Source organism: Streptomyces murinus, assembly GCF_002154555.1.
GTDB lineage: Bacteria > Actinomycetota > Actinomycetes > Streptomycetales > Streptomycetaceae > Streptomyces > Streptomyces murinus.
The window spans coordinates 17,836-39,779 of the sequence record NZ_MUNF01000087.1 but is presented as its reverse complement, the minus strand read 5'-3'; the positions used below and the strand labels follow the sequence as shown (position 1 = coordinate 39,779).

General features: G+C 71.8%; 17 protein-coding genes. 13 read left to right on the top strand and 4 right to left on the bottom strand.

All coding sequences use genetic code 11. The annotated features are described in order from the left end of the window. Positions 1–72: 72 nt before the first annotated feature. The 3 genes from CCN72_RS07135 (at position 73) to CCN72_RS07125 (ending at position 4,959) form a co-directional block, all read left to right on the top strand. The gene (locus CCN72_RS07135; RefSeq protein ID WP_086806782.1) at positions 73–3,009 is read left to right on the top strand and encodes a hypothetical protein; all 2,937 of its coding nucleotides are present in this window, start codon (positions 73–75) and stop codon (positions 3,007–3,009) included. Positions 3,010–3,176: 167 nt separating this feature from the next. Next, on the top strand, positions 3,177–4,355 hold the full coding sequence (locus CCN72_RS07130) for a CapA family protein (protein WP_086806781.1): 1,179 nt from the start codon (positions 3,177–3,179) through the stop codon (positions 4,353–4,355). Between the two features lie 112 nt (positions 4,356–4,467). Beyond that, positions 4,468–4,959, top strand: coding sequence for a hemerythrin domain-containing protein (locus CCN72_RS07125; RefSeq protein WP_086806780.1), 492 nt, complete (start codon positions 4,468–4,470; stop codon positions 4,957–4,959). A 25-nt stretch (positions 4,960–4,984) separates the two neighbouring features. On the opposite strand, the gene CCN72_RS07120 is transcribed toward CCN72_RS07125, so the two are convergent. Then, positions 4,985–5,998 (bottom strand): YihY/virulence factor BrkB family protein, encoded by a 1,014-nt coding sequence (locus CCN72_RS07120; RefSeq protein ID WP_086806779.1) that lies wholly within the window; start codon positions 5,996–5,998, stop codon positions 4,985–4,987. A gap of 217 nt (positions 5,999–6,215) precedes the next feature. Between CCN72_RS07120 and CCN72_RS07115 the strand changes: the two genes are divergently transcribed. After that, a complete protein-coding gene (locus CCN72_RS07115; RefSeq protein WP_085563670.1) occupies positions 6,216–6,479 on the top strand; it encodes a GlsB/YeaQ/YmgE family stress response membrane protein in 264 nt (87 codons plus the stop codon). A gap of 113 nt (positions 6,480–6,592) precedes the next feature. Here CCN72_RS07115 and CCN72_RS07110 read toward each other — a convergent pair whose 3' ends face one another. From CCN72_RS07110 to CCN72_RS07100, 3 genes are all read right to left on the bottom strand, one after another. After that, positions 6,593–6,985, bottom strand: coding sequence for a DUF2267 domain-containing protein (locus CCN72_RS07110; protein WP_086806778.1), 393 nt, complete (start codon positions 6,983–6,985; stop codon positions 6,593–6,595). A 73-nt stretch (positions 6,986–7,058) separates the two neighbouring features. Then, entirely contained in the window at positions 7,059–7,382 is a 324-nt protein-coding gene (locus CCN72_RS07105) for a hemerythrin domain-containing protein (protein WP_244174148.1), read from the bottom strand. 385 nt (positions 7,383–7,767) lie between these two features. Then, positions 7,768–8,814, bottom strand: a complete 1,047-nt coding sequence (locus CCN72_RS07100; protein ID WP_086806777.1) for a LacI family DNA-binding transcriptional regulator — start codon at positions 8,812–8,814, stop codon at positions 7,768–7,770. A 218-nt stretch (positions 8,815–9,032) separates the two neighbouring features. Here CCN72_RS07100 and CCN72_RS07095 point away from each other — a divergent pair, with 218 nt between their 5' ends. From CCN72_RS07095 to CCN72_RS07055, 9 genes are all read left to right on the top strand, one after another. Further along, positions 9,033–10,322 carry an ABC transporter substrate-binding protein gene (locus CCN72_RS07095; RefSeq protein WP_086806776.1) on the top strand — a complete coding sequence of 430 codons (1,290 nt, stop codon included), beginning with the start codon at positions 9,033–9,035 and terminating at the stop codon, positions 10,320–10,322. 6 nt (positions 10,323–10,328) lie between these two features. Further along, positions 10,329–11,273 carry a carbohydrate ABC transporter permease gene (locus tag CCN72_RS07090; protein WP_086806775.1) on the top strand — a complete coding sequence of 315 codons (945 nt, stop codon included), beginning with the start codon at positions 10,329–10,331 and terminating at the stop codon, positions 11,271–11,273. After that, on the top strand, positions 11,270–12,178 hold the full coding sequence (locus CCN72_RS07085) for a carbohydrate ABC transporter permease (RefSeq protein WP_086806774.1): 909 nt from the start codon (positions 11,270–11,272) through the stop codon (positions 12,176–12,178). The genes CCN72_RS07090 and CCN72_RS07085 overlap by 4 nt, the downstream gene beginning before the upstream one ends. A 42-nt stretch (positions 12,179–12,220) precedes the next feature. Further along, on the top strand, positions 12,221–13,477 hold the full coding sequence (locus CCN72_RS07080; RefSeq protein ID WP_086806773.1) for a glycoside hydrolase 5 family protein: 1,257 nt from the start codon (positions 12,221–12,223) through the stop codon (positions 13,475–13,477). Beyond that, positions 13,474–15,492, top strand: a complete 2,019-nt coding sequence (locus CCN72_RS07075) for an endo-beta-N-acetylglucosaminidase (RefSeq protein WP_086806772.1) — start codon at positions 13,474–13,476, stop codon at positions 15,490–15,492. The genes CCN72_RS07080 and CCN72_RS07075 overlap by 4 nt, the downstream gene beginning before the upstream one ends. 59 nt (positions 15,493–15,551) lie before the next feature. Beyond that, positions 15,552–18,578 carry an alpha-mannosidase gene (locus tag CCN72_RS07070; protein ID WP_086806771.1) on the top strand — a complete coding sequence of 1,009 codons (3,027 nt, stop codon included), beginning with the start codon at positions 15,552–15,554 and terminating at the stop codon, positions 18,576–18,578. Between the two features lie 64 nt (positions 18,579–18,642). Further along, positions 18,643–18,924, top strand: a complete 282-nt coding sequence (locus CCN72_RS07065) for a hypothetical protein (RefSeq protein WP_086806770.1) — start codon at positions 18,643–18,645, stop codon at positions 18,922–18,924. A gap of 477 nt (positions 18,925–19,401) precedes the next feature. After that, positions 19,402–20,868 carry a phenylacetate--CoA ligase family protein gene (locus CCN72_RS07060; RefSeq protein ID WP_086806769.1) on the top strand — a complete coding sequence of 489 codons (1,467 nt, stop codon included), beginning with the start codon at positions 19,402–19,404 and terminating at the stop codon, positions 20,866–20,868. After that, positions 20,865–21,896 carry a hypothetical protein gene (locus CCN72_RS07055; protein ID WP_086806768.1) on the top strand — a complete coding sequence of 344 codons (1,032 nt, stop codon included), beginning with the start codon at positions 20,865–20,867 and terminating at the stop codon, positions 21,894–21,896. Before CCN72_RS07060 ends, CCN72_RS07055 begins: the two co-directional genes overlap by 4 nt. Positions 21,897–21,944: the final 48 nt, after the last annotated feature.

Below are 21,944 nucleotides of genomic sequence, written 5' to 3'. Positions count from 1 at the left end.
GCCGTCGTCGGCCACGGTGACTCCCGTACCCGGGCGGCCTTGGCCCGTCATCCCCGGCTGGACACTCGGGCCTTGGCCCGACTGGCGGCGATCGATGACGGCCACGTCGTCGCGGCCGTCTATCGCAACCCGCGCACCACCCAGTCCCTGCGCCGCACGATCGTGCGGCGGCTCGACACCGTGCCCCTGGACGAGGCGTTGCGCGCCGAGCTGACGGTGCCGCACGACCAGGTTCCGCGCACCTGGCTCGCCCCACTGCTCGGCTCGGGCGACCCGAGGCTCGTGGTACCGGCGTTGAGGTGTGAAGTGCGCCAAGTCGCACAGCAATACGCTCTGTTGAGGGTCTGGGAGCGGTCCGGGCCGGGTGCCGTGCGGGCCGTGCTCGACGATCCGGCCGCGACTCCCTGGCTCAGCCGGGCCGTGGTGGATGCGGTCGTCGCAGCCCTGGCCGCCCCGGACGACGGGCTACGGCGACTGCGCGCGCAGGGCGAGCCGTACGAGGACCCCGCCCGGCTGCCCGCGCTGCTCGCCACCACGCGGGGTACCAGCACTCTGCGCCATCTCCTGTCCGAACCGTACGTCCATGATCTCGACGCCCTCGCCGCGGCCCATGCCGTGACCCCGTTCATGCCCAAGGCCTGCGAGGAGTTGGCCCGTCACGAGGCGGCGAGCGACACGCAGCGCCGGGCGTTCCGGCTGAGCGTCCTCAATGAGCCGTGGCCGACCGGGGGCCGTCGTGCCGGGAACACCACCCCGCCCGCACTGCGGCTCGCGCAGGAGGAACTGGACGAGGGCGCGGCCGTCTGGGCGGAGGGCATGGTGGCGGCGGGGCTCCTCGACCCGGTCGAGCTGATCGGGACCGCGCGTCCCGCCGCCCATGCCCTGGCGGCGCTCGCTCGCCTCGCCGAACGGGATCTGCTGAGCACGGCGGCGGTCGCCGAACTGCGCGCGTCGGCGGATACGCATCTGGGCGAACGAGGGGCGGCCTGGGCGGCGTTCGACGTCCTGCTGCCCCAACACGGGGGCACGATCGCGGAGTTGATAGCCGAGGCAGGCAGAGCCACGGCTGGGGCCGCCGCCGCGCCCGAACCGCCGGCCGCCGAGCCCGTGACACCCGCCCCGGCACCCGCTTCCCGAAGAGCCCTCCGCCGGATCGACCGTGTGCACGCGCTGGCCGCGCTCGACCTGCTGTACTCCCTCGCCCCGAACGACGCGCCTCGGCCGAGGGATCCCGAGGTGCTGCGCGCGCTCACCGAGTACGAGCCCGCGACCGCGCCCGGCCTCGCCGTCCCCCGCTGGTTCGCCGCCGCCTGCGCTCTCCATGGCATCCCCGTGCCCGAAAACAGCCTGGCGCCCAGCCTCGCACAGGTGCGTGCGCAACTCCCCGAGACGTACGGGTCCGGCGCACAGCACACCGAACGCGCCTATGCGCAGGGCGTGTTGCCCGCCGAGGAACTGCTCACCCTGCTGCCCGCACACCGCCTGCTCCTGCTGCCCTACGACTGGCGGCGACTCGCGTTCGCCGAGGCATGGCGGGGCGCGCTCGCCCGCCGGCTGCGCGCCGAACTCGGCACCGACCCCGACGCCTGGCTCCGCCTGGCCGCGACCGTGACGGCGTCCGAAGCCGCCTCGGAGGGGCTGACCTGGGCCGAGTTGGTGGAGCGCGCACGGTCCGCAGCCGTCCCCGCGGTGAGCGCGGGGACGTCCATCGGCGGCAGCACCAGGCCGGGCACCCCCGACGAGGCGATCGGGCTGTTGGAGCACGGTGACCATCTGTGGGCCTGGCCGGAGGGCACCCTGCTCTGCCTCGCCGACGCGGAGGTGGTCGACGCCGTCCTGCCCCGGCTCGGACCCGACGGGCCCTGGCTGCTCGCCGCGTACCTGCTGCGCTACGACCGTACGCCGCGCGTCGCCCTCGACCGGCTGCTCGCGGGCCGCGACCGGGAGGCGCTGCGTGTCCTCGCCGCCCAGTCCCGCTGGATGGAGCGGAGCGGCGGGGTAGAGCGCCTGGTGGACCTCGATGATCCCGAGGTCGACCTCGTGCTGTTGCGGCATTGGATCCCCCGGCCCGCCGTCCACCGGATCGTGGCCCGGTCGCGGCCCGGCGCCGGGCGGCCGTCCCTCGGCGCCCGGGTGCTGGCCGACTGGCGTGCCGGGGGCGCCGCCTGGCCGGCCGGCGGCTCGATGTGGCTGTGTTCCGCCGAGCTCGACCTCGTGGAGGAACTGCTGGAAAGAGAGGGGCCGCGGCTCGGGCTCGGGCATCAACTGCTGGGCTGTCTGCGCGTGTTCGAGTACGGCGGTGCTGGCCGGCTGGCGCGGCTCGTGGGGCGGAGCGCGCTGGGGCCCTCCGCCGCCACCGTCTGTGTGAAGGCCCTGGCGTGCGCCGACCCCGCCGGTGTGATCCGTGCCCGGCTCGACCGCGAGGTCGCGCCGGACAAGCTCGTCCGGAAGCTGCGGCGTGCCCGGAGCGCCCCGCGCGCACGTGACCTCCTGGCCTCCCTGCCGCCGGGCGAGCCCGTGGACTGGGCCGCGCTCGAAGCCGCCCACGCCCAGGAACCGCTCCCGTACTGGCAGGACATCGTCCGGCTGGACGGCGTCCCTGAGGAGGTACGGCTGCGGTATGCGGCGTTGCTGCCCGAGCCGGGCCCCGACGGCCTGCGCGGCGGCGCGCGGCTCACCCGGGAGCGGGCCCGGTACGGTCTGGGCGGCCATTTTCACTGCGCGCCGTCCACCCAGTTGGACGGGCTGCTCACGGCGGGCCTCCTCGACGCCGCGGACCTGGTGCGCCTCGCGGCACCGGCCGCGCTGCTGCTCGCCTACCTGGGCAGCGCCGCGCGGCGCACGGACGCACCGCCGGATGCCGCCGAGGCCCGTACCGTCCTCGCGGACCTCGTGCGCTGCGGACTCGGTACGGATCCGGCGGCCTGGCACCGGGTCGCCGCGCGGCTGACCGGCCTCGACCCCGAGTGGGATCCGGGCTCGACGGTGGAGGCGCTGCTCGCCGGCTGACAGTGCTTCGCCGGATCCGGCCTGGGTTCGGCCTCTGGCCGGGGAGCCGACCGCAGGTGGTGGGGACACCGGCCGACCACGGTGACTTACGGGCGGGGACGGGAATGGTGCGGAACACGCCGGTGCCCCTCCGTGAAGGGCGAATGTCCGCTTCGTAGCATGATCCGGTGATCACGTCCGGTGGGCAGTGCCCCCAGCAGCGGCGTTCGCGGCGCGGGTCGGTACGGCGCCGTCTGCTCGCGATCTGCGCGCTCGGGGCCGGTGTGGTGGTCGTCGCGGGGTGTGCGTTCCATGGTGGCGGGTCCGGGAATTCGGGCTCCCCCGGTGCTGCCCGGACCTCCGTGCCGAGGGCCGGGTCCACGGCGTCCGGTGCGCCGGCGGCACCGCTCCCCCAGGGCAACGTGCGGATCGCCGCCGTGGGGGACGTCGTCATGGGCACGCTGCCGGACAGCCTGCCGCCGGACGACGGTGCGTCGTTCTTCGACCCGGTCGACGACCTGCTCACCGGGGATGTGGTGCTCGGGAACCTGGAGGGCACGCTCGCCACCGGCGGCTCCAGCAAGTGCGCGTACATCGAGGGCTCGAACTGCTTCGCTTTCCACGCCCCGCCGTCCTACGCCCACTGGCTCAAGCAGGCCGGATTCACGGTCATGAACACGGCCAACAACCACATCGACGACTTCGGCGCACAGGGGCGGCGCGAGACGTTCGACGCGCTGCTTTCCGCGAACGTGCGCTACACCGGGCGGCTCGGCCAGATCACCCTCCAGCGGGTGCACGGCATCCGGGTGGCGCTGATCGGGTTCGCCCCCGACCGAGGGGCGAACGACCTGACGGACATCCCCGCCGCGCAACGGCTCACCGCTCGCGCCGCGAAGATGGCGGATGTCGTGATCGTCACGATGCACGCCGGCGCGGAGGGCTCGGACCGCACCCACGTGGAACCCGGTACCGAGTACTTCCTCGGCGAGGACCGGGGCGACAGCTACCGGTTCAGCCATGCCGTGATCGACGCCGGGGCCGACCTCGTGGTGGGCAGCGGCCCGCATGTGATGCGGGGCATGGAGTTCTACAAGGGACGGCTGATCGCCTACAGCCTGGGCAACTTCACCGGCTACAAGGTCCTCGGCCTCGGCGGCACCCTCTCGACCAGCGGTGTGCTCCAGGTCGCCCTCCGCGCCGACGGCACCTACGTGTCCGGGAACCTGCGCCCGACCCGGATCGTGCCGCCCGGCACACCGGAGCCGGGCGGCGAGGCGATCGACCTCGTCTCCGGCGTGTCGGAGGACGACTTCGGCGCGCAGGCCGCCCGTATCTCGGCGCAGGGGACGATCCGCCGACCGTAAGCCGTGCACGGCCCGGCCCGGGTCACTCTCCTGCCCCAGGTGAGTCATCAACGCGGTCGGCGGGGGTAGGCGAGGGGCTCCCACTCGTTCGCAGGAAAGTGGTGCCACTGTCATGGCCGAGACCCAGGACGTCGTCGAGCTCATCCTCCAGGACCACCGGCGCATGGAGGATCTGTTCCATCTGATGCGCAGCGTCGAGGCCGACCGGGCGGCCGCGCTCCGGGAGTTCGCGGCTCTGCTGATCGCCCACGCGCAGGCCGAGGAGGCCGAGGTCTATCCCGCGCTGAAGCGGTACAAGCGCATCGACGACGAAGAGGTGGAGCACGGCGAGCACGAGCACGACGAGGGCAACCGGGCTCTGCTGGACCTCCTTCAGGTGGCGGAGGTCGGCTCCGAGGAGTGGGACGCCAAGCTGGAGGCGCTGGTCGAGGCCGTCAACCACCACACCGACGAGGAGGAGCGCACCATCCTCAACGGCGCGCGCGAGAACGTGGCGATGCAGCGGCGCGAGGAGCTGGGAGCGGCGTTCCGGGAAGAGCGCGGGCGCCAGCTGAAGGACGGCTGCGGCTCGGTCGACCACGTGCGCCGCGTCGTCCACGCCTGACCGCAGGTCGTACCGTTCCGGTTCCTCAGGGCGTGCCGTCCGGTGGTTCCTCGTGCCGGGGCTCGGGGGGCCGCTCGAAACGCACGCTGACCTTCTGGAACCCCTTGAACGCCTCGGTGGCGGCGTACGAGCGGTAGGCGCGGCGGTCCGCCGCGCTCAGCCGCACCCGGTCCGTGAACGGCGTCAGCAGGCTGCGGGGCCACAGGCGCATCACCCGTACGGCACCGGCCTCGGCCGCCGCGATGAAGATCAGGGCCCCGACGTAGAGCCAGGCGAGCAGGCCCAGGACGATGCCGAACATGCCGTAGGTGGCGGTGGCCCCGCGCAGCACATGGCTGACGTAGTAGGAACCCACCCACTGGAGCGCCTGCCATGCGAGGGCGCCGCCCAGCGCCACTCCGGCGAGTCGGCGCAGGGGCAGTGTGCGCTGTGTCAGCAGCCGGTAGCTCAGAAGCAGCAGCAGGGTGTTCAGGCACACGGATCCCGCGCTCGCGGCGATCCAGCTTCCGCCCCTCAGCCGCACGCCGAACAGCTGGATCTGCGAGGCCGCCACCGACAGCAGGGTGGCCGCGCACAGTCCGACCGCGAGGAGCAGCAGGAACACCAGCCCCTTCAGCCGTGAGCGGAGCGGATCCGGACGGGCGTGCCGGGGAACGGCCCAGATCTTGTTGAGGGCGTACTGCGCGGCCTGGGCGACACCGAGCGAGCCGTAGATGCTGGCCACGATGCCCGCGGCGAGGGCGATGCCGCTGCCGTGGAAGGAGTGGATGTTGTGCCCGAGCTGGTCGCCGATCACGGGGAACTGGCTCAGTGCCGAGTCCATGACACGTTGTTGTACAGCCGGATCGCCGCTGAGGAAGGTGCTGAGGACGGCGACGAGGATCAGGAGCAGCGGGAAGAGCGAGAGGAAGCCGTAGTAGGCGAGCAGGGCCGCGAGGTACACGGCCTGGTCGTCGTAGAACTTGTAGACGACGGCGAGCGGCAGACCCACCCAGTGGTGGCGTCGTTGGAAGCCGTCGACGCGCTCAAGGAATGTCATGGCCTGACAGCGGCTGCATGGGAACCACCTCAGTGTCAGGAGTCTCCCTCCGTCCGGCCCCGAAACGGGTCTGCGGCGGCTCCGTCTCCCTCTTTCGTCATGGGCCTGGGAGGAAGTGGGGACCTTTGGTCCCGCATATGCCGCCGGAAGCGGGATATGCGGAAGCATGTGAGAGCCCCGCTCAGGGGGCGCGCAGTGGAACGGAAGGAACATCCTCGTGGGCATCATCGCCTGGATCCTGATCGGCCTCATCGCGGGCGCCATCGCGAAGGCACTGACCCCCGGCAAGGACCCGGGCGGCTGCCTGGTGACCATGCTGATCGGCATCGTGGGCGGGCTGCTGGGCGGCTGGCTGGGCAAGGTGATCTTCGGCGTCCACTCGATCAACGGCTTCTTCAGCCTCTCCACCTGGATCGCCGCGATCGTGGGGTCCGTGATCGTGCTGCTGCTCTACCGGGCGGTGACAGGGCGCTCGCGCTGACGTCGTACGAAGCTGACGTCGTACGAAAGAGGCGGCTCCCCGTGGGGGGCCGCCTCTTTCGCGACCATCAGCATGCCTACGACGCCCAGGCACCTCCCCACCCGCCCAATCGGTCAGCCGGGGTCCGTGCAACCGAACAGGCCGGCGTGCCCCGGGGGCAGCTGGGTGAGCAGCCGGCGCAGCAGTGCGTGGTCCGCGGCGTCGGCGAGGGTGGGCAGTACGGCGTCGATCTCGCGCCGGGCCTCGGCCACGTCCTCGTTGCCGTGGTCGGCGACGGCCCGGACGAACGACGCCGGTGACAGCGGTTCGCCGGCCGGCTCGGCCGCGGTCAGCAGGGGTCCGCAGCCTTCGGGGAGCAGGGCGGCCAGGTCCGTGCGGTCGTCGCCCACCAGATGGGCGCCGAGGACCTCCAGCACGTTCCGTACAGCTCTGGCTCCCTGCTGCGGTCTGTCGTAGCGTGCGCGTTCGGTGACCTGGGTGATGAAGGTGTCCAGGCTCCATTCCATGGCGGCTCCTTTCGTAGGTCCCTCCCCCGCGGCGGTCCGGGGCGTCCTGCCGGTCGGGCGGGGCGCATCGGCGTCACACGGGGACGGCGGTCCGCACCATGCGGTGCACATGGGCGACGCTGCCGCAGCGCGCCGTCAGCAGGTCGGCTTTCGTCCGGGCGTAACCGGCGCCGAGTTCCTCCCGGCAGCGCCGACTGAGGCTCTCCCGCACCTTGTTGACCAGCGTGCGCTCCTCCTCGTCGGTGTGGCGGGCCATGGCGGAGGCCAACTGCTGGAGCCGCCAGTCCCATTCGGCCGAGCCGGTCTTCCGCACCCGCAGCAGTGCGTAGAGGACCTTGACGGTTTCCAGGTGTGCGTTCTCGATGTGCTCGACGGTGTCCGCGTCCTCGAAGGACACGAGGACGGGGTGCACCGAGGCCCGCTCGGCCTCGCCGTGGGCATCATCAGGTGCGCGAAGTCATGGAGTGCGGTCTGGCGATCGGCCTCCGTGCTGCGCATGAGGCGGAGCAGGTCTTCCATCGTCCGGTGATCCTCGAGGATCATCTCGACGACATCCCGAGTCGGTGTCATGCGATGCGCCTCCCAACTGGAGTGGCTTTCACCTCCCGCTACCCGCGCACATGCCAGAGATTCCCCGATATGACCCGTTTGCCCAGTTCTCCCAGGTCAAGCGAGGTACAGGAGCGCGACAAGCGTCGACGTGCCACCCAACGAGGCTGACACGGAAGGCAGATGACGGAACATCAGATCTCCAGTGGCAAGACCCCCCGGCCCCGAAGGAGTCACGCCCCGCGTGCCGCCCCCGTGCTCTCCCGTTCGATCAGCCGGGGTACCGGCACCCTGACCGTCCTGGCCGGGCCGCCGTCGAGCAGTGCGGTCAGTTCGCGGGCCGCGGTGCGGCCGAACTCCATGGTGTCCCGGGACAGGGCCGACAGCCATGGCCTGACCATGCGGCACAGGGCCGAGTCCTCCCAGGCCACCACCGACACATCTGCCGGTACGGAGAAGCCGAGTTCGGTGGCGGTGGCGACGCCCGCGAGGGCCATGACGTCATTGTCGTAGATCAGGGCGGTCGGCGGAGCGGCCGAGTCCAGGACGCGGCGGGTGACGGCGGCACCCTCCGCGTCCGAGTAGTCGGTGGTGATCGACTCCACTCCGGTCAGCCCGCGCCGCCCGGCCTCGGCCCGCAGGGTCCGGATCCGCCGCTCGGTGTGGGCGAGGCCGGACAGCCCGGCGATGTGCACGATCCGCCGGTGGCCGAGGGCGTACAGACCGTCCACCACCGATGCCATGGCGCCCGCGTCGTCGGCCCACACCGTGGACAGCCCGGAGTGCCGCTCGTCCGGCGCCCCGCCGATCACCACGGCGGGCAGGCCGAGTTCGTCGAGCAGGTCCGGGCGCGGGTCGTCGGTGCGCGGGTCCACCACCAGGACGCCGTCCACCCGGTGCTCGGCCCACCATCTGCGGTAGACCGCGCACTCGTCCGGCACGTCCTCCACCACCTGGAACAGCAAGCCCAGGTGACGTTCCGCCAGCACTTCCTGGATGCCGGAGACGAGTTGGAGGAAGAAGGAGTCGACGCCGAGGGTGTCCGCGGGCCGGGCCAGCACCAGGCCGACCGTGGCCGCGCCCTCGCCCGACAGTGCGCGGGCCGCCGTACTGGGCCGCCAGCCCAGTTGCTCGGCGACCCGGCGCACCCGCTCGCGGGTGACCTCGGAGACGCCGGGCCTGCCGTTGAGGGCGAAGGAGACGGCGCTCTCCGAGACACCGGCGCGGCGCGCGATGTCCTTCATCGTCGGCCGGCGCGCCGGGGACCGCTTGGCCGGCATGTTCGCCTCTTTTCTCGGCAGTGATCGCTAAAGCGCTTGAGTGGCAGCAGCCTAAAGCGCTTTAGTACGGCTGACAAGTCCCGCTTGGCACCGCTCTGACCTGTACTAATGTCCCGTTCTCGACTTTAGCGACTCCAAATCCATTGACTTTCCCCGAAGACGGCGTGCATGGTCCTTTCCGAAACCAGCCGCAGACGCCGCAAGGGAGCAGTGTCACCGTGCCCATATCCCGCAGAGCACTCGCCGCCGCCGTCACCGCCCTCGTCCTGCCGCTGAGCGCCTGCGGCTCCGGCGGTGGTGGCGGCGGCTCGACGGACGCCTCCGGCAAGGTCGAGGGCGACATCACCTTCCAGACCTGGAACCTGCGCGCCAACTTCAAGGACTACTTCGACGGTCTGATCGGCGACTTCGAGAAGAAGTACCCGGGCACCCACGTCAAGTGGGTCGACCAGCCCGCGGAGGGCTATGCCGACAAGATCAGCGCGGACGCGGCCGGCGGCACCCTGCCCGACGTCGTCAACGTCTCCCCCGATCTGGTCGCACCGCTCGCCAAGGCGGGCCTGGCCATGGATCTCGACAAGGCCGCCGGGAAGTACAAGGGCGAGTACCTGCCCGGTGCCTGGGCCAGCCACCAGGTTCCCGGCATGAGCGGCACGTACGCCTTCCCCTGGTATCTGAACACCGGCCCGATGTTCTACAACAAGGCCCTGTTCAAGAAGGCCGGACTGGACCCGGAGCAGCCGCCGAAGACGTACGACCAGCTCTTCACCGACGCGGTGCGGATGGCGCGGACGTCGGGCGGCAAGGTGGCCACCCTCGCCAACATCCCCACCATCGAGGACTTCGGCCGCTACGGCGCCTCCCTGATGGACAAGGACGGCACCGGCTTCACCTTCAATGACGCCAAGGGTGTCGAACTCCTCACCAAGTACAAGGAGTTGTACGACGCCAAGGGTCTGGACGCGCAGGCGCTGAACGCGACGCCGGAGTCGGCCGGGAAGGAGTTCCTGACGCAGGCCGTCGCCATGAACCCCGGCAGCGCGCTGGACCTGGACAACTTCAAGAAGCAGGCGCCGAGCCTGTACAAGAACATCGGCATCACCGACCAGATCACCAACACCGGCCACGTCAACATGTATGTGATGGGCGTGATGGTGAACTCCCGGACGAAGCACACGCCCGCGGCCGTCGCCTTCGCCCACTACGTGACCGACGCCGAGCATCAGATGTCCTTCGCCAAGAAGGTCGCCATCTTCCCGTCCACCGCCGGCTCCCTGGACGACCCGTACTTCACCAAGGAGGACGGCACCGACGAGACCCGGGTGCGCATCGCCGCCGCCAAGTCGCTGAAGAACGCGGTCAATTACACGCCCGTGCTGTTCAGCGACCAGATGAAGACCGCGCTGCGCAACGAGGTCGGCAAGGCACTCCAGGGCAAGCAGAGCCCCAAGGCGGCGCTTGACAACGCTGTCACGGCGTGTGACCGGCTTCTGAAGCAGCAGGGATAGCGCACCATGGCCACCTCGACCGTCTCCCGGACGCGCCCGTCGCGTCCGGCGCGGCGCCCCGAGCGGCGCCCGGCGATCCGGATACGGCGCCAACTGTCCACCAGTCCCTGGCTGTTCGCCGCCCCGGGGCTGCTGATCACCGGCGTGTTCATCCTCTATCCGTTCGTCTCCACGGTGTTCAACGCCTTCACCGACCGCCGCACCCTGATCCCGGGGCAGTTCGTCGGCCTCGCCAACTTCCGCGAGCTGCTGCACGACGACATGTTCTGGATCGGCCTGCGCAACAGCGCGTTGTACGTCGTCGGCGTCGTCCCGGCGCTGGTGCTGCTGCCGCTGCTGCTCGCCCTGCTGGTGCAGAAGAACATCCCCGGCATCACCTTCTTCCGGTCCGCCTTCTACACCCCGGTCGTCGCCTCGATCGTGGTGGTGGGCCTGATCTGGGTGTGGCTGCTGGACGAGCGCGGACTGGTGAACTCGCTCCTGGAGACGATCGGGGTGGGCAAGGTCGGCTTCCTCAGCGACCAGTGGCTGCTCCTGCTCAGCGCGATGGCCGTCACGGTCTGGAAGGGCCTCGGCTACTACATGATCATCTATCTGGCCGCGCTCGCCAATGTGCCGCGCGAGCTGCACGAGGCCGCCGCCGTGGACGGCGCGGGCCCGGTCCGCCGCTTCTTCACCGTGACCGTGCCGGCCATCCGCTCCACCATGGTCCTGGTCGCCGCGCTCTCCTCGGTCTCCGCCTTCAAGGTGTTCTCCGAGGTGTATCTGCTGGCCTCGCCGAGCGGCGGTCCGGCGGGCGAGGACACCACCCTGGTGATGCTCGTCCAGCGCACCGGCACCGGGCTGACCGGCCGGGTGGGTTACGCCTCCGCGATCTCCCTGGTCGTCTTCGCCGTCACCGTCGTCCTGATGCTGCTCGTCCTGCGCGCCGACCGGAGGGAGGACGCGTGAGCGTCGCCGAGAAGGCACCGGAGACCGGCAGGCGCCCGGCCCGTGCCCGCGCACCCCGCTTCACCGACGAGCACGGCCGCCGCGTCCGGGTGTGGGAGCTGGTCCTGCGCTATGTGCTGCTGATCGCCGTACTCGCCCTGACCGTCGGCCCGTTCGTGTGGCAGCTGTCCACCTCGTTCAAGGGCCCCACCGAGGACATCTTCAGCTCCCCGCCGAAGTTCCTGCCCAGCCACCCCACCCTGCACAACTACGAGCGGGTGTCCGAGACCATCCCCGTCTGGGACTACACGCTCAACTCCCTGAAGGTCGCCGCCGCCAACGTGGTCACCAACTGCGTCGGCTCCGCGCTCGCCGGATACGCCCTGGCCCGGCTGCGCTACCGGGGCCGCCGGGTGGCCGCCCTGGTCTTCGTCCTCGCGATGCTCGTGCCCGCGGAAGGCATCATCATCGCCCAGTTCACGACCATGCGGGAACTCGGCCTGAACAACACGCTCATCGGCGTCGTCCTGCCCGGCTCCATCGGCGCGATGAACGTCCTGCTGATGCGCAACGCCTTCCTCAATCTGCCCTACGAGATCGAGGAGGCCGCCTACGTGGACGGTGCCAACGTGTGGCAGCGGTTCCTGCGGATCGCGCTGCCCTCGGTCAAGGGCACCCTCGCCGTGGTGGCGATCTTCGCCTTCATGGGCGCCTGGGACGACTTCCTGTGGCCGCTCATCGTGCTCAGCGACCCCTCCAGGTTCACCCTGACCATCGGCCTCAACTACCTCCACGGCACCTTCGCCAACGACGAACGGCTCGTCGCCGCCGGCACGATCATCGCCGTGGCACCGCTGATCGCCCTCTTCGCCTGCCTCCAGCGCTACTTCTTCCGCGGGGTCGGCGAGGGCGCGGTCAAGGGCTGATCCCGGGCCCCCTTCCGACCCCACTTCCGCAAGGACCCCCGTATGCCTGCTGCCGTGCGCTTCGGCGTCAACTACACCCCGAGCCAAGGGTGGTTCCACCACTGGCTCGACTTCGACCTCGACGCCGTACGCGCCGATCTGGACTCCGTCGCCGCGCTCGGCCTCGACCACATCCGGGTCTTCCCGCTGTGGCCGTACTTCCAGCCCGACCGCGCGCTGATCCGCCCGCGCGCCGTCGAGGATCTGGTGCGACTGGTCGACGCCGCCGCCGAACGCGGGCTCGACGTCAATGTGGACGGCCTGCAAGGACACCTGTCCAGCTTCGACTTCCTGCCCGCGTGGACCCGCACCTGGCACCGCCGCAACCTCTTCACCGACCCCGAGGTGCTGGACGGCCAGGCCGCCTATCTGCGCACCCTCGCCGCCGCGCTCGCCGACCGGCCGAACTTCCTCGGCATGACCCTCGGCAACGAGGTCAACCAGTTCTCCGCCGGCCCCCACCCCGACCCCGACCGGGCCACCGCCGACCAGATCGACGCCTGGCTCGAACGCATGCTCGCGGCCTGCGAGAAGGGCGCACCCGGGAAGCTGCATCTGCACGCCGAGTACGACGCCACCTGGTACCAGGACGACATGCCCTTCACCCCGGCCCAGGCGGCCCGGCGCGGCGCCCTCACCGCCGTCCACTCCTGGGTCTTCAACGGGACCGCCCAGCGGTACGGCCGTACCTCCGTGGCCGCCGAGCACCACGCCGCGTATCTGATCGAGCTGAGCAAGGCCTGGGCCGAGGAACCGCACCGGCCCGTCTGGCTCCAGGAGGTCGGCGCCCCGGCCCCCCTCGTCCCCGCCGAGCACGCCGCCGCCTTCACCGAGGCCACCGTCGCCAGCGCGCTGGACTGCCCCGATCTGTGGGGCATCACCTGGTGGTGCTCCCACGACGTCTCCCGCGACCTCGCCGACTTCCCCGAACTCGAGTACAGCCTCGGCCTGTTGACCAACGACCGCCGCCCCAAGGACCTCGCCCGCGCGCTGTCCCGCGCGGCCCGCGAACACAGCTACGCACCCGCTCCGCGCACCACCGCCCTCACCGTGCCCGCCGACCCGGCCACCCGCTCCCGCTGCGCCCCCGGCGGCGATGTCTTCGAGGCGTTCTTCCGGCTGACCGCCGACGGCGCCCGCCCCACCACCGTCCTCGACACCCGGGCGGCCGACCAGGACCATCTGGCCGCCCGCGCCCTCACCGAAGTCGTCACACCCGACCAGGTACTCCGCACCCCCCGAGGAGGCACCCGCTCGTGAACCCCACCAGACGCACCGTCCTGCTCGCCGGCGCCGCCGCCGCGTTCCTGCACGCGCTGCCCACCGGTACCGCCCAGGCCGCCCCGAAGGCGACGGCCGCGCTCCAGCCGTACGCCTCCTACTGGTACCCGGACTCCCTGCCCTCCGGCAGCCCAGGGCCCGGCATCACCTGGCGCAGTCTGAAGAGCTGGCGTGCCGCCACCGACGCCGATCTCCCCTTCAACGCCGCCTCCGTCCCGCTCGCGCCCCGCTTCACCCCGACCCCGGTGAACACCACCGCCCGCGCCGGACAGGCCCGCGTCCAGTCCCTGGTCTCGTTCGGGCCCACCTCGTCCAACCCGTCCCAGGGCTCGACCACCGCCGACTACTACGCCCTCACCCACTGGGCGTACATCGACGAGCTGGTGTTCTGGGGCGGGTCCTCCGGTGAGGGCCTGATCCTCGCCCCGAACGCCCCCGTGGCGGACGCCGCCCACCGGCACGGCGTGCCCGTCCTCGGCAATGTCTTCCTGCCGCCCGCCGCCTACGGCGGACAGCTCCAGTGGACCCGCGACCTGGTACGGAAGGACGCCTCCGGTCATTACCCGCTCGCCGCCCAGCTCGTGGCGGTCGCAGCGGCCCACGGCTTCGACGGCTGGTTCGTCAACGCCGAGACGGGCGGCGGCAACAGCGCCCTCGGCGCCGACATGCTCGGCTTCGTCAAGGAGCTGAAGCGGCTCGCCACGGCCGCGGGACAGCGGATCACCTGGTACGACGCGATGACCGTGAACGGCTCGGTCAGCTGGCAGGGCGCGCTGAACGGACAGAACCAGGCCTTCTTCCAGGCCGCCGACGACATGTTCGTCGACTTCCGCTGGAGCGCCTCCTCGCTCGCCGCCTCCGGACAGAAGGCCGTACAACTGGGGCGCGACCGCTACGCGTTGTGGGCCGGAGTCGATGTGGAGTCGGGCGGCTGGAACACCTCGGTGGACTGGGACGCGATCGTGCCCACCGACCGCGCGCACATCGCCTCCCTCGGCCTGTACCGGCCCGAGTGGACCCGCGGCCACCTGCCCGCCGACCACACCCCGGAGGACTTCCACGCCGCCGACGACCGGTTCTGGACCGGCCGTTCCCTCGATCCGTCCCGTCCCGACACCGCCGACAGCTGGCGGGCCCCGGCCCTCTCCGTCGCCGACCGGTCGACCGTCGCCGCGCTGCCGTTCGCGACCGTCTTCAACACCGGCCACGGACTGCGCTGGTACGAGGACGGCCAGGCCGTCTCCGAGCGCCCCTGGAACCACCTCGGGCTCCAGGACCGGCTGCCCTCCCGGCGCTGGGTGGTGCGCTCCCACGGCCAACGGCCCTCCGTCGCCTTCGACTTCGCGGACGCCTGGCGCGGCGGCAGCAGCGTCCTGGTGACCGGCGCGCTCGACCGTCCCGCCGAACTGGACCTGTACGCGACCCGGCTGCCGATCAGCCCCGACACGGTCGTCGAGCTGACCCATCGCACGGACACCGGGGCGGTCCGTGTCGAGCTGGCCGTGGCGACCGCCGAGCCGGATGCGGCCGGGGGCGCGCCGCCGTACACCTATCTGCCCGTGCCGGCCGGGTCGGGCGACGGCTGGCGCACCTCGGTCGTACGTCTCTCCGGCCTGTACGGGACCGTGCACGCCCTCGGCGTCCGGCTCACCGCCACCGGCGGCGGCCCGGTGGGCTGGCGGCTCGGCGGCCTCTGCGTCCACGACGGCATCGACACCCCGGCCGCCCCCTCCGGCCTGCGGGTCACCGCCGCGTCCGGCGGCGATCTGCGCCTCGCCTGGGAGCATCCGGCGCCCGGCACGGTACGCCACTACACCCTGCACCGTGTGCTGCCCGACGGCACCCGCGGCTTCCTGGGCGGTACCGGCCAGCGGGCGTACTTCACCGGCGGCCAGACACCGGCGCCGGGCGAGCCCGCCGTACGGATCGAGGTCCGGGCGGTAGGAGAGCTGTACACCTCGTCCGCGCCCTCGGCCGTCACCCACCCCAGGTGACCGACCGCCGGTCCATTAGCTGACCTACGACCTGACCCACGACCTACGGAGCATCCCGTATGCATGACGACCGCAGTCTGGTCGAAGCCCGGCTCAAGCGCGTCCTCGACGAGCGCGTCCGCCCCGCCGTGTACCCCGAGTCCGTCCCCCTCGATGTCGCGGTGTGGCACGCGCCCGGCGAGCCCGTGCCGGTCGCCGAGGGGCTGGCCGCCGAGCCGGAGCCGGTCCGGGTGGGCGCCCGGTGGGGTGCTCCGTGGGGCACCAGCTGGTTCCGGGTGACCGGCACCGTGCCCGAGGAGTGGGCCGGGCGGACCGTGGAGGCGCTCCTGGACCTCGGCTTCGACGAGAACATGCCCGGCTTCCAGTGCGAGGGCCTGGTCTACCGCCCCGACGGCAGCCCGGTGAAGGGCCTCAACCCGCGCAACCAGTGGGTGCGCGTCGGCGCGCCCGTCGCGGGCGGCGAGGAGGTTCGGCTGCACATCGAGGCCGCCTCCAACCCCGTCATCCTCGACTACCACCCCTTCCTGCCCACGCGGTTGGGTGACAAGGAGACCGCGGGCAGCGCGCCGCAGTACACCCTGGCCCGGATGGATCTCGCGGTCTTCGACGAGACCGTGTGGCAGCTGGTGATCGATCTGGAGGTGCTCGGCGAGCTGATGGCCGAGCTGCCGGTGGACTCCCCGCGCCGCTACGAGATCCTGCGCGCCGTGGACCGGGCGCTCGACGCCGTCGACCTCCAGGACGTGAACGGCACGGCGACCCGCGCCCGTGAACAGCTCGCCGGTGTCCTGTCCGCGCCCGCCGTGCCCTCCGCGCACCGGATCAGCGCCGTCGGGCACGCGCACATCGACTCCGCCTGGCTGTGGCCGCTGCGCGAGACCGTGCGCAAGGTGGCCCGGACCACGTCCAACATGACCGCCCTGCTGGAGGACGAACCTGACTTCGTGTTCGCCATGTCCCAGGCGCAGCAGTGGGCCTGGGTCAAGGAGCACCGGCCCGAGGTGTGGGCGCGGGTGAAGAAGGCGGTGGCGGACGGGCGGTTCGTGCCGGCCGGTGGCATGTGGGTGGAGTCGGACACCAACATGCCCGGCTCGGAGGCGATGGCCCGGCAGTTCGTGCACGGCAAGCGGTTCTTCCTGGACGAGTTCGGCATCGAGAACGACGAGGCCTGGCTGCCCGACACCTTCGGCTTCGCCGCCGGACTGCCGCAGATCATCAGGGCGGCGGGCGCCACCCGGCTGCTGACGCAGAAGATCTCCTGGTCGCAGACGAACACGTTCCCGCACCACACCTTCCAGTGGGAGGGCATCGACGGAACGCGTATCTTCACGCACTTCCCGCCCGTCGACACCTACAACTGCTCGATGAAGGGCAGCGAGATCGCGCACGCCGCCCGCAACTTCAAGGACAAGGGCGTCGCCCGTCACTCGCTCGCCCCCACCGGCTGGGGCGACGGGGGCGGCGGCACCACCCGCGAGATGGTCGCCAAGGCCGCCCGGCTGCGTGATCTGGAGGGCTCGGCGCGGGTGGTGTGGGAGACCCCGCGGGCCTTCTTCGACAAGGCGGAGGCCGAGTACCCCGAGCCGCCCGTGTGGGTCGGCGAGCTGTACCTGGAGCTGCACCGCGCCACCCTCACCAGCCAGGCCGGGACCAAGCGGGGCAACCGGCGCAGCGAACACCTGTTGCGCGAGGCCGAGTTGTGGGCGGCGACAGCGGCCGTACGGACCGGACTCCCCTACCCGTACGAGGAGTTGGACCGGATCTGGAAGACGGTGCTGCTCCACCAGTTCCACGACATCCTGCCGGGTTCGTCCATCGCCTGGGTGCACCGCGAGGCACGGGCGACCTACCGGCGCATCGCCCGGGAACTGAACGGGATCATCGAGACCGCCCAGCGCGCGCTGGCGGGCGAGGGCGGCACGCCGCTGGTCTTCAACTCGGCCCCGCACGCCCGCGCGGGCGTACCGGCCGGCGCCGCCGCCACCCCCACCACCGAAGGCCGTACCCGCCTGGCGTCCCGCGAGGGCGGCGGGCACGTCCTGGACAACGGTCTGCTGCGCATCGAGATCGACGGCCGCGGTCTGGTCGTCTCGGCGTACGACATCGAGGGCGACCGGGAGACGGTCGCGCCCGGCCGGGCCGCGAACCTCCTCCAACTGCACCCGGATTTCCCGAACATGTGGGATGCCTGGGACGTGGACGAGTTCTACCGCAACACCGTCACCGACCTCACCGACGCCGAGTCGGTCGCGCCCGGCGAGGACGGCGCGTCGGTGCGGATCGTCCGTTCCTTCGGCTCCTCCCGGGTCACCCAGGTGGTGTCGCTGGCGGCGGGTGAGCGGCGGCTGGTGCTGGACACCGAGGTGGACTGGCACGAGACGGAGAAGTTCCTCAAGCTCGCCTTCCCGCTGGACGTGCACGCCGAACGGTACGCGTCCGAGACCCAGTTCGGGCACTTCCACCGGCCCACCCACACCAACACCTCATGGGAGGCGGCCCGGTTCGAGGCGTGCAACCACCGCTTCGTCCATCTGGAGGAGCCGGGCTGGGGCGTGGCGGTCGTCACCGACTCGACGTACGGCCATGATGTGACCCGGGCAGTCCGGGGCGACGGCGACCGGGGCACCACCACGACGGTCCGGGTGTCGCTGCTGCGCGCCCCGCGCTTCCCCGACCCGGAGACGGACCAGGGGCTGCACCGCTTCCGGCACGCGCTGGTGCCGGGCGCGGACATCGCCGACGCGGTGCGTGAGGGCTGGCGGATCAATGTGCCCGAGCGGGTGGTGACCGGCGCCGGGGAGGTCGCGCCGCTGGTGTCGGTGGACGAGGACGCGGTGGTCGTGACGGCGGTGAAGCTGGCCGACGACGGCAGCGGCGATGTGGTGGTGCGCTTCCACGAGGCCCACGGCGGCCGGGCCCGGGCCACGCTGACCGCCGGGTTCGAGGTCGCCGGGGTCACGGTGACCGACCTGCTGGAGCGGCCCCTGCCCGAGGCGGCGGCACCGCGGCGGGACGGCGACCGGATCGCGGTGCGTCTGCGGCCGTTCGAGCTGATGACGTTGCGGCTGCGGCGCCGGTCCAGGTGAACCACCCGGACCGGATCCTCGTCTTCCTGAGCGACCTTCACCAGCCGCGAACCGGAGAATCACCGTGCCAGACAAAGGTGTTGAGCGGAGCGACGACCAGGGGCACGGTCCGGTGCCGTGGTGGGCGGACCTCGGGGTGTGGGGGGCCGTCGCGCTGATCGTCCTCGGCGGTCTCGCGGCGCTATGGGTCTCCCTCCGGCTGCCCGGCACCCCGGAGGAGCCGGCGACCGGCTACTACGGGGCCGCCAGGGTCGTCGCCATCGGACTGGTCATCGTGGGAGGCGGCCTGCTGAATCGCCGGCGCGCCCGGTCCGGGGCCGCCGGGGAGACGAGCGGGGCGGACTAGGGCCTGTCTGACAATTCCCGTCTGCCGCGCGACGCCATGCACGCACTCTCGCGGCACCGGGCGCAGACCCAAGTACGTCCAGTACGAGGGCCTACGCCCGGCACCCCGAGAGCACGCACCTGACGCCGCGCGGCCGCCCTCCGGGCGACGACGGGAATTGTCAGACAAGCCCTAGCCCGTGTTCGATTCCGGCGGGGCGCATGCGGACGCCGTGGTTCAGGTTCAGCGTTTCCATTGAGCCACCAACTCCCTTGATCTAGCCTCTTGTTCATCGAACGGCTGCTCTAGCCGGGAGTGCACCAGCGGAGCCCAGCCGCCCTCTCAGCGGCCTGAAAAAGGGAGATCCATCATGGTCAAGCACTACATCAAGTACGCCTTCAGCACGCTCACCGCGGCGATGTTCGCCAGCATGGCCTGACGAACGGTCCCGGCCTGGACCGGGAGTCGGATTCCCAGTCCAGGAACCAGGAGGCGTACTTGTTCGGCACGGCTTTCAGACAGCTGCGTTACAGCACGGCGATCCTGCGCAACCGGCGGATCCGTCCGGGGGACCTCGAACGGATCGCCCGCGATCTCATCGAGACCCTGGCGGAGTTCGGCGAGCCGGGAGAGGACTCGGTCCTGCTGCCCGGGCAGTCCGGGGCCGTCGATCCCGACGTACGCCGCACCGTCACCGCACGCAGTCTGCGGGCCACCGCCCGCGCCGCCGTCCGGCACACCCCCTACTACCGCCGGGCCTTCGAGGATCTGTCCCTCGACCCGGACACGCTCACCCCGGAGACCTGGGAACAGGTACCGGTCACACCCAAGTCCGCCCTGCGCGGGCTGCCCGCCGCGTTCGTCTCCGCCGCGTCGGTCCCCTCGCTGATGGCGCTCACCACGGGGACCAGCGGGACCCCGACCAGCGTCTGGTTCTCGCGGGCCGAGGTGGAGATCATGGTCGCGATGAGCACCGTGTCCGCCGTGCTCGGCCTGGGGCTGAGGCCCCGGCACAGCATGGCCTACGCGGGCTGCTCCCGAGCGACGCTGCCGCTGCTCAACGTGGAGGAGTCGGTCACCCGGATCGGCGCGGCGTTCGTGCCGATCGGCACCGTGGAGCCGGCGGTGACGCTCGACCGGCTCGCGGCTCCGCTCGGGCTGCGCGGCAAGGCCCCGCAGATCACCCATCTCACGGTCGCGGCGTCCTATCTGGCCGCCCTGGTCGAGGAGGCGGAGCGGCACGACTGGCAGGCGTCCGACTTCGGCCTGGAGTCGGTCGGCGTCGGCGGCGAAGTGCTCTCCGAACCGCTGCGCAAGCGGGCGGAGGCGGCCTTCGGCGCCCGGATCACCAGCTCGTACATGATGACGGAGACGGTGCCGTCCGGCGGTACCGTCTGCGGCGCGGGCCATCTGCATCACACCACCGAGTTCGGGCACTTGGAGGTGCTCGACCCGCAGACCTGGGAGCCGACACCGCCGGGCGGGGTGGGTGTCATCGTCCAGACGCCGTACGTCCCGTACCGGGACTGCACCCTGCTGCTGCGCTACGACACCGGCGACCTGGTCCGGCGGCCCGAGACCGCGCCGGAGTGCGAACTGGCCCATATGCCGGCGACCTCGCTCATTCTCGGCCGCTGGTCGGGACCGTCCAGCCGGGCGGTGACCACCCGGTCGCTGCTGGAACTGCTGGAGGCGGAGCCCGACATCCCGCTGCCCGCCCGCTACGCCCTGGCGGAGGGGTCCGGGGGGCCGCTGCTCCACGTCCTCACCCGCCGCCGGACCGGTGCCGGTCTGCTCGGGCGGCTGGAGGACCGGGCCACCGCGGCGGGCCTCGCGCTGGGCGGCATCGTGCTCCATGACGACCCGGCCGGAATGCCGGCCACCGGCCCGGTCCGCGCCGATCTGCGCGAGCACACCTTCGAGTCGGTCCGCCAGGCCGCCGCGACGCTCGGGAGCCCGGCATGAGCACCCCCGCCCTGGTCGGCCTCAACTGCTGTGTCCTGGTGGCCATGGTGGCGAGCGCCGCCTACTTCCACCGGGTGCGGATGCCCCGGCCCCCGGTGGGCCGGTACGAGCTGCCCGACATCGCCGTGATGTGCCTCGTGGTGGCGGCGGCTCCGCTGCTCTATCTGTTCCTGCCGCGCGCCGCGGTGGCGACCGTCTTCGGCCTGGTGCTCTGTACGGCGTTGCAGTTCACCCTCGCTCCGCTGACCGGCGCCGGGCGGGCCTGGCTGATCGCGGTGGCCGCGGTCGCCGCCAACGGCGTCCTGGCCCTGCTCGGCCGTCCGCTCGCCGTGATGGTGCTCACCGACGTACTGCTCGTCGTGGCGGTGGCGGGGGTCGCCACCATGTGGGCGCAGAGCGGGATGCGGTCCGCGCAGGCGGCGTGGTTCGCGGGCGCGCTCGCCTGCTACGACCTGGTGGCCACCGGGCTCACCTCGGTCATGGACCGGTTCGCGGCGCAGGTCATGGGACTGCCGTTCGCGCCGCTGCTCGCGGTGACGCGCGGGGAGCCGCCGGTGGCGCTGGGCCTGGGTGACCTGCTGCTTCTGGTGCTCTTCCCGCTGACGGCGGTCAAGGCGTTCGGACGGGCCGCCGGAATCCTCGCGGCCGCGGTCGGACTCGCGGTGTCCGGCGTGGTCAGCGTGCTGTTCGCGCGGGGGGTGCTGACCGACGCCTTCCCGCTCCTGGCGGCGCTGGGACCGCTGATCGTGGTGCAGCACCTGGTGTGGCGGCGGGTCCGGGGCGGCGAGCGCACCACCGCCGAATGGCGGGCGGGCCGGCCCCGGCCTACACCGCCCGCGTCGTGCGCGGAGCCCGACCCCGCGATCCTCGGTGCGCTCCGGCCGTCCGGTGCGACGGAGCCTGCCCAGGGCGAGTGGCTGGCCGTCGCCGACGGCCGGGTGGTGGGCGCCGGAGCGTCCCCGGGCCGGGCCCGCCGGGACGCCCGGCTCCGCGGCTGCGACTCCGTGCCCGTGGTCCGGCGGGCGTAGCGTCCGGTACGGATACCGTCGGGCCGGTCCCATGACCGCAGGCTCGGG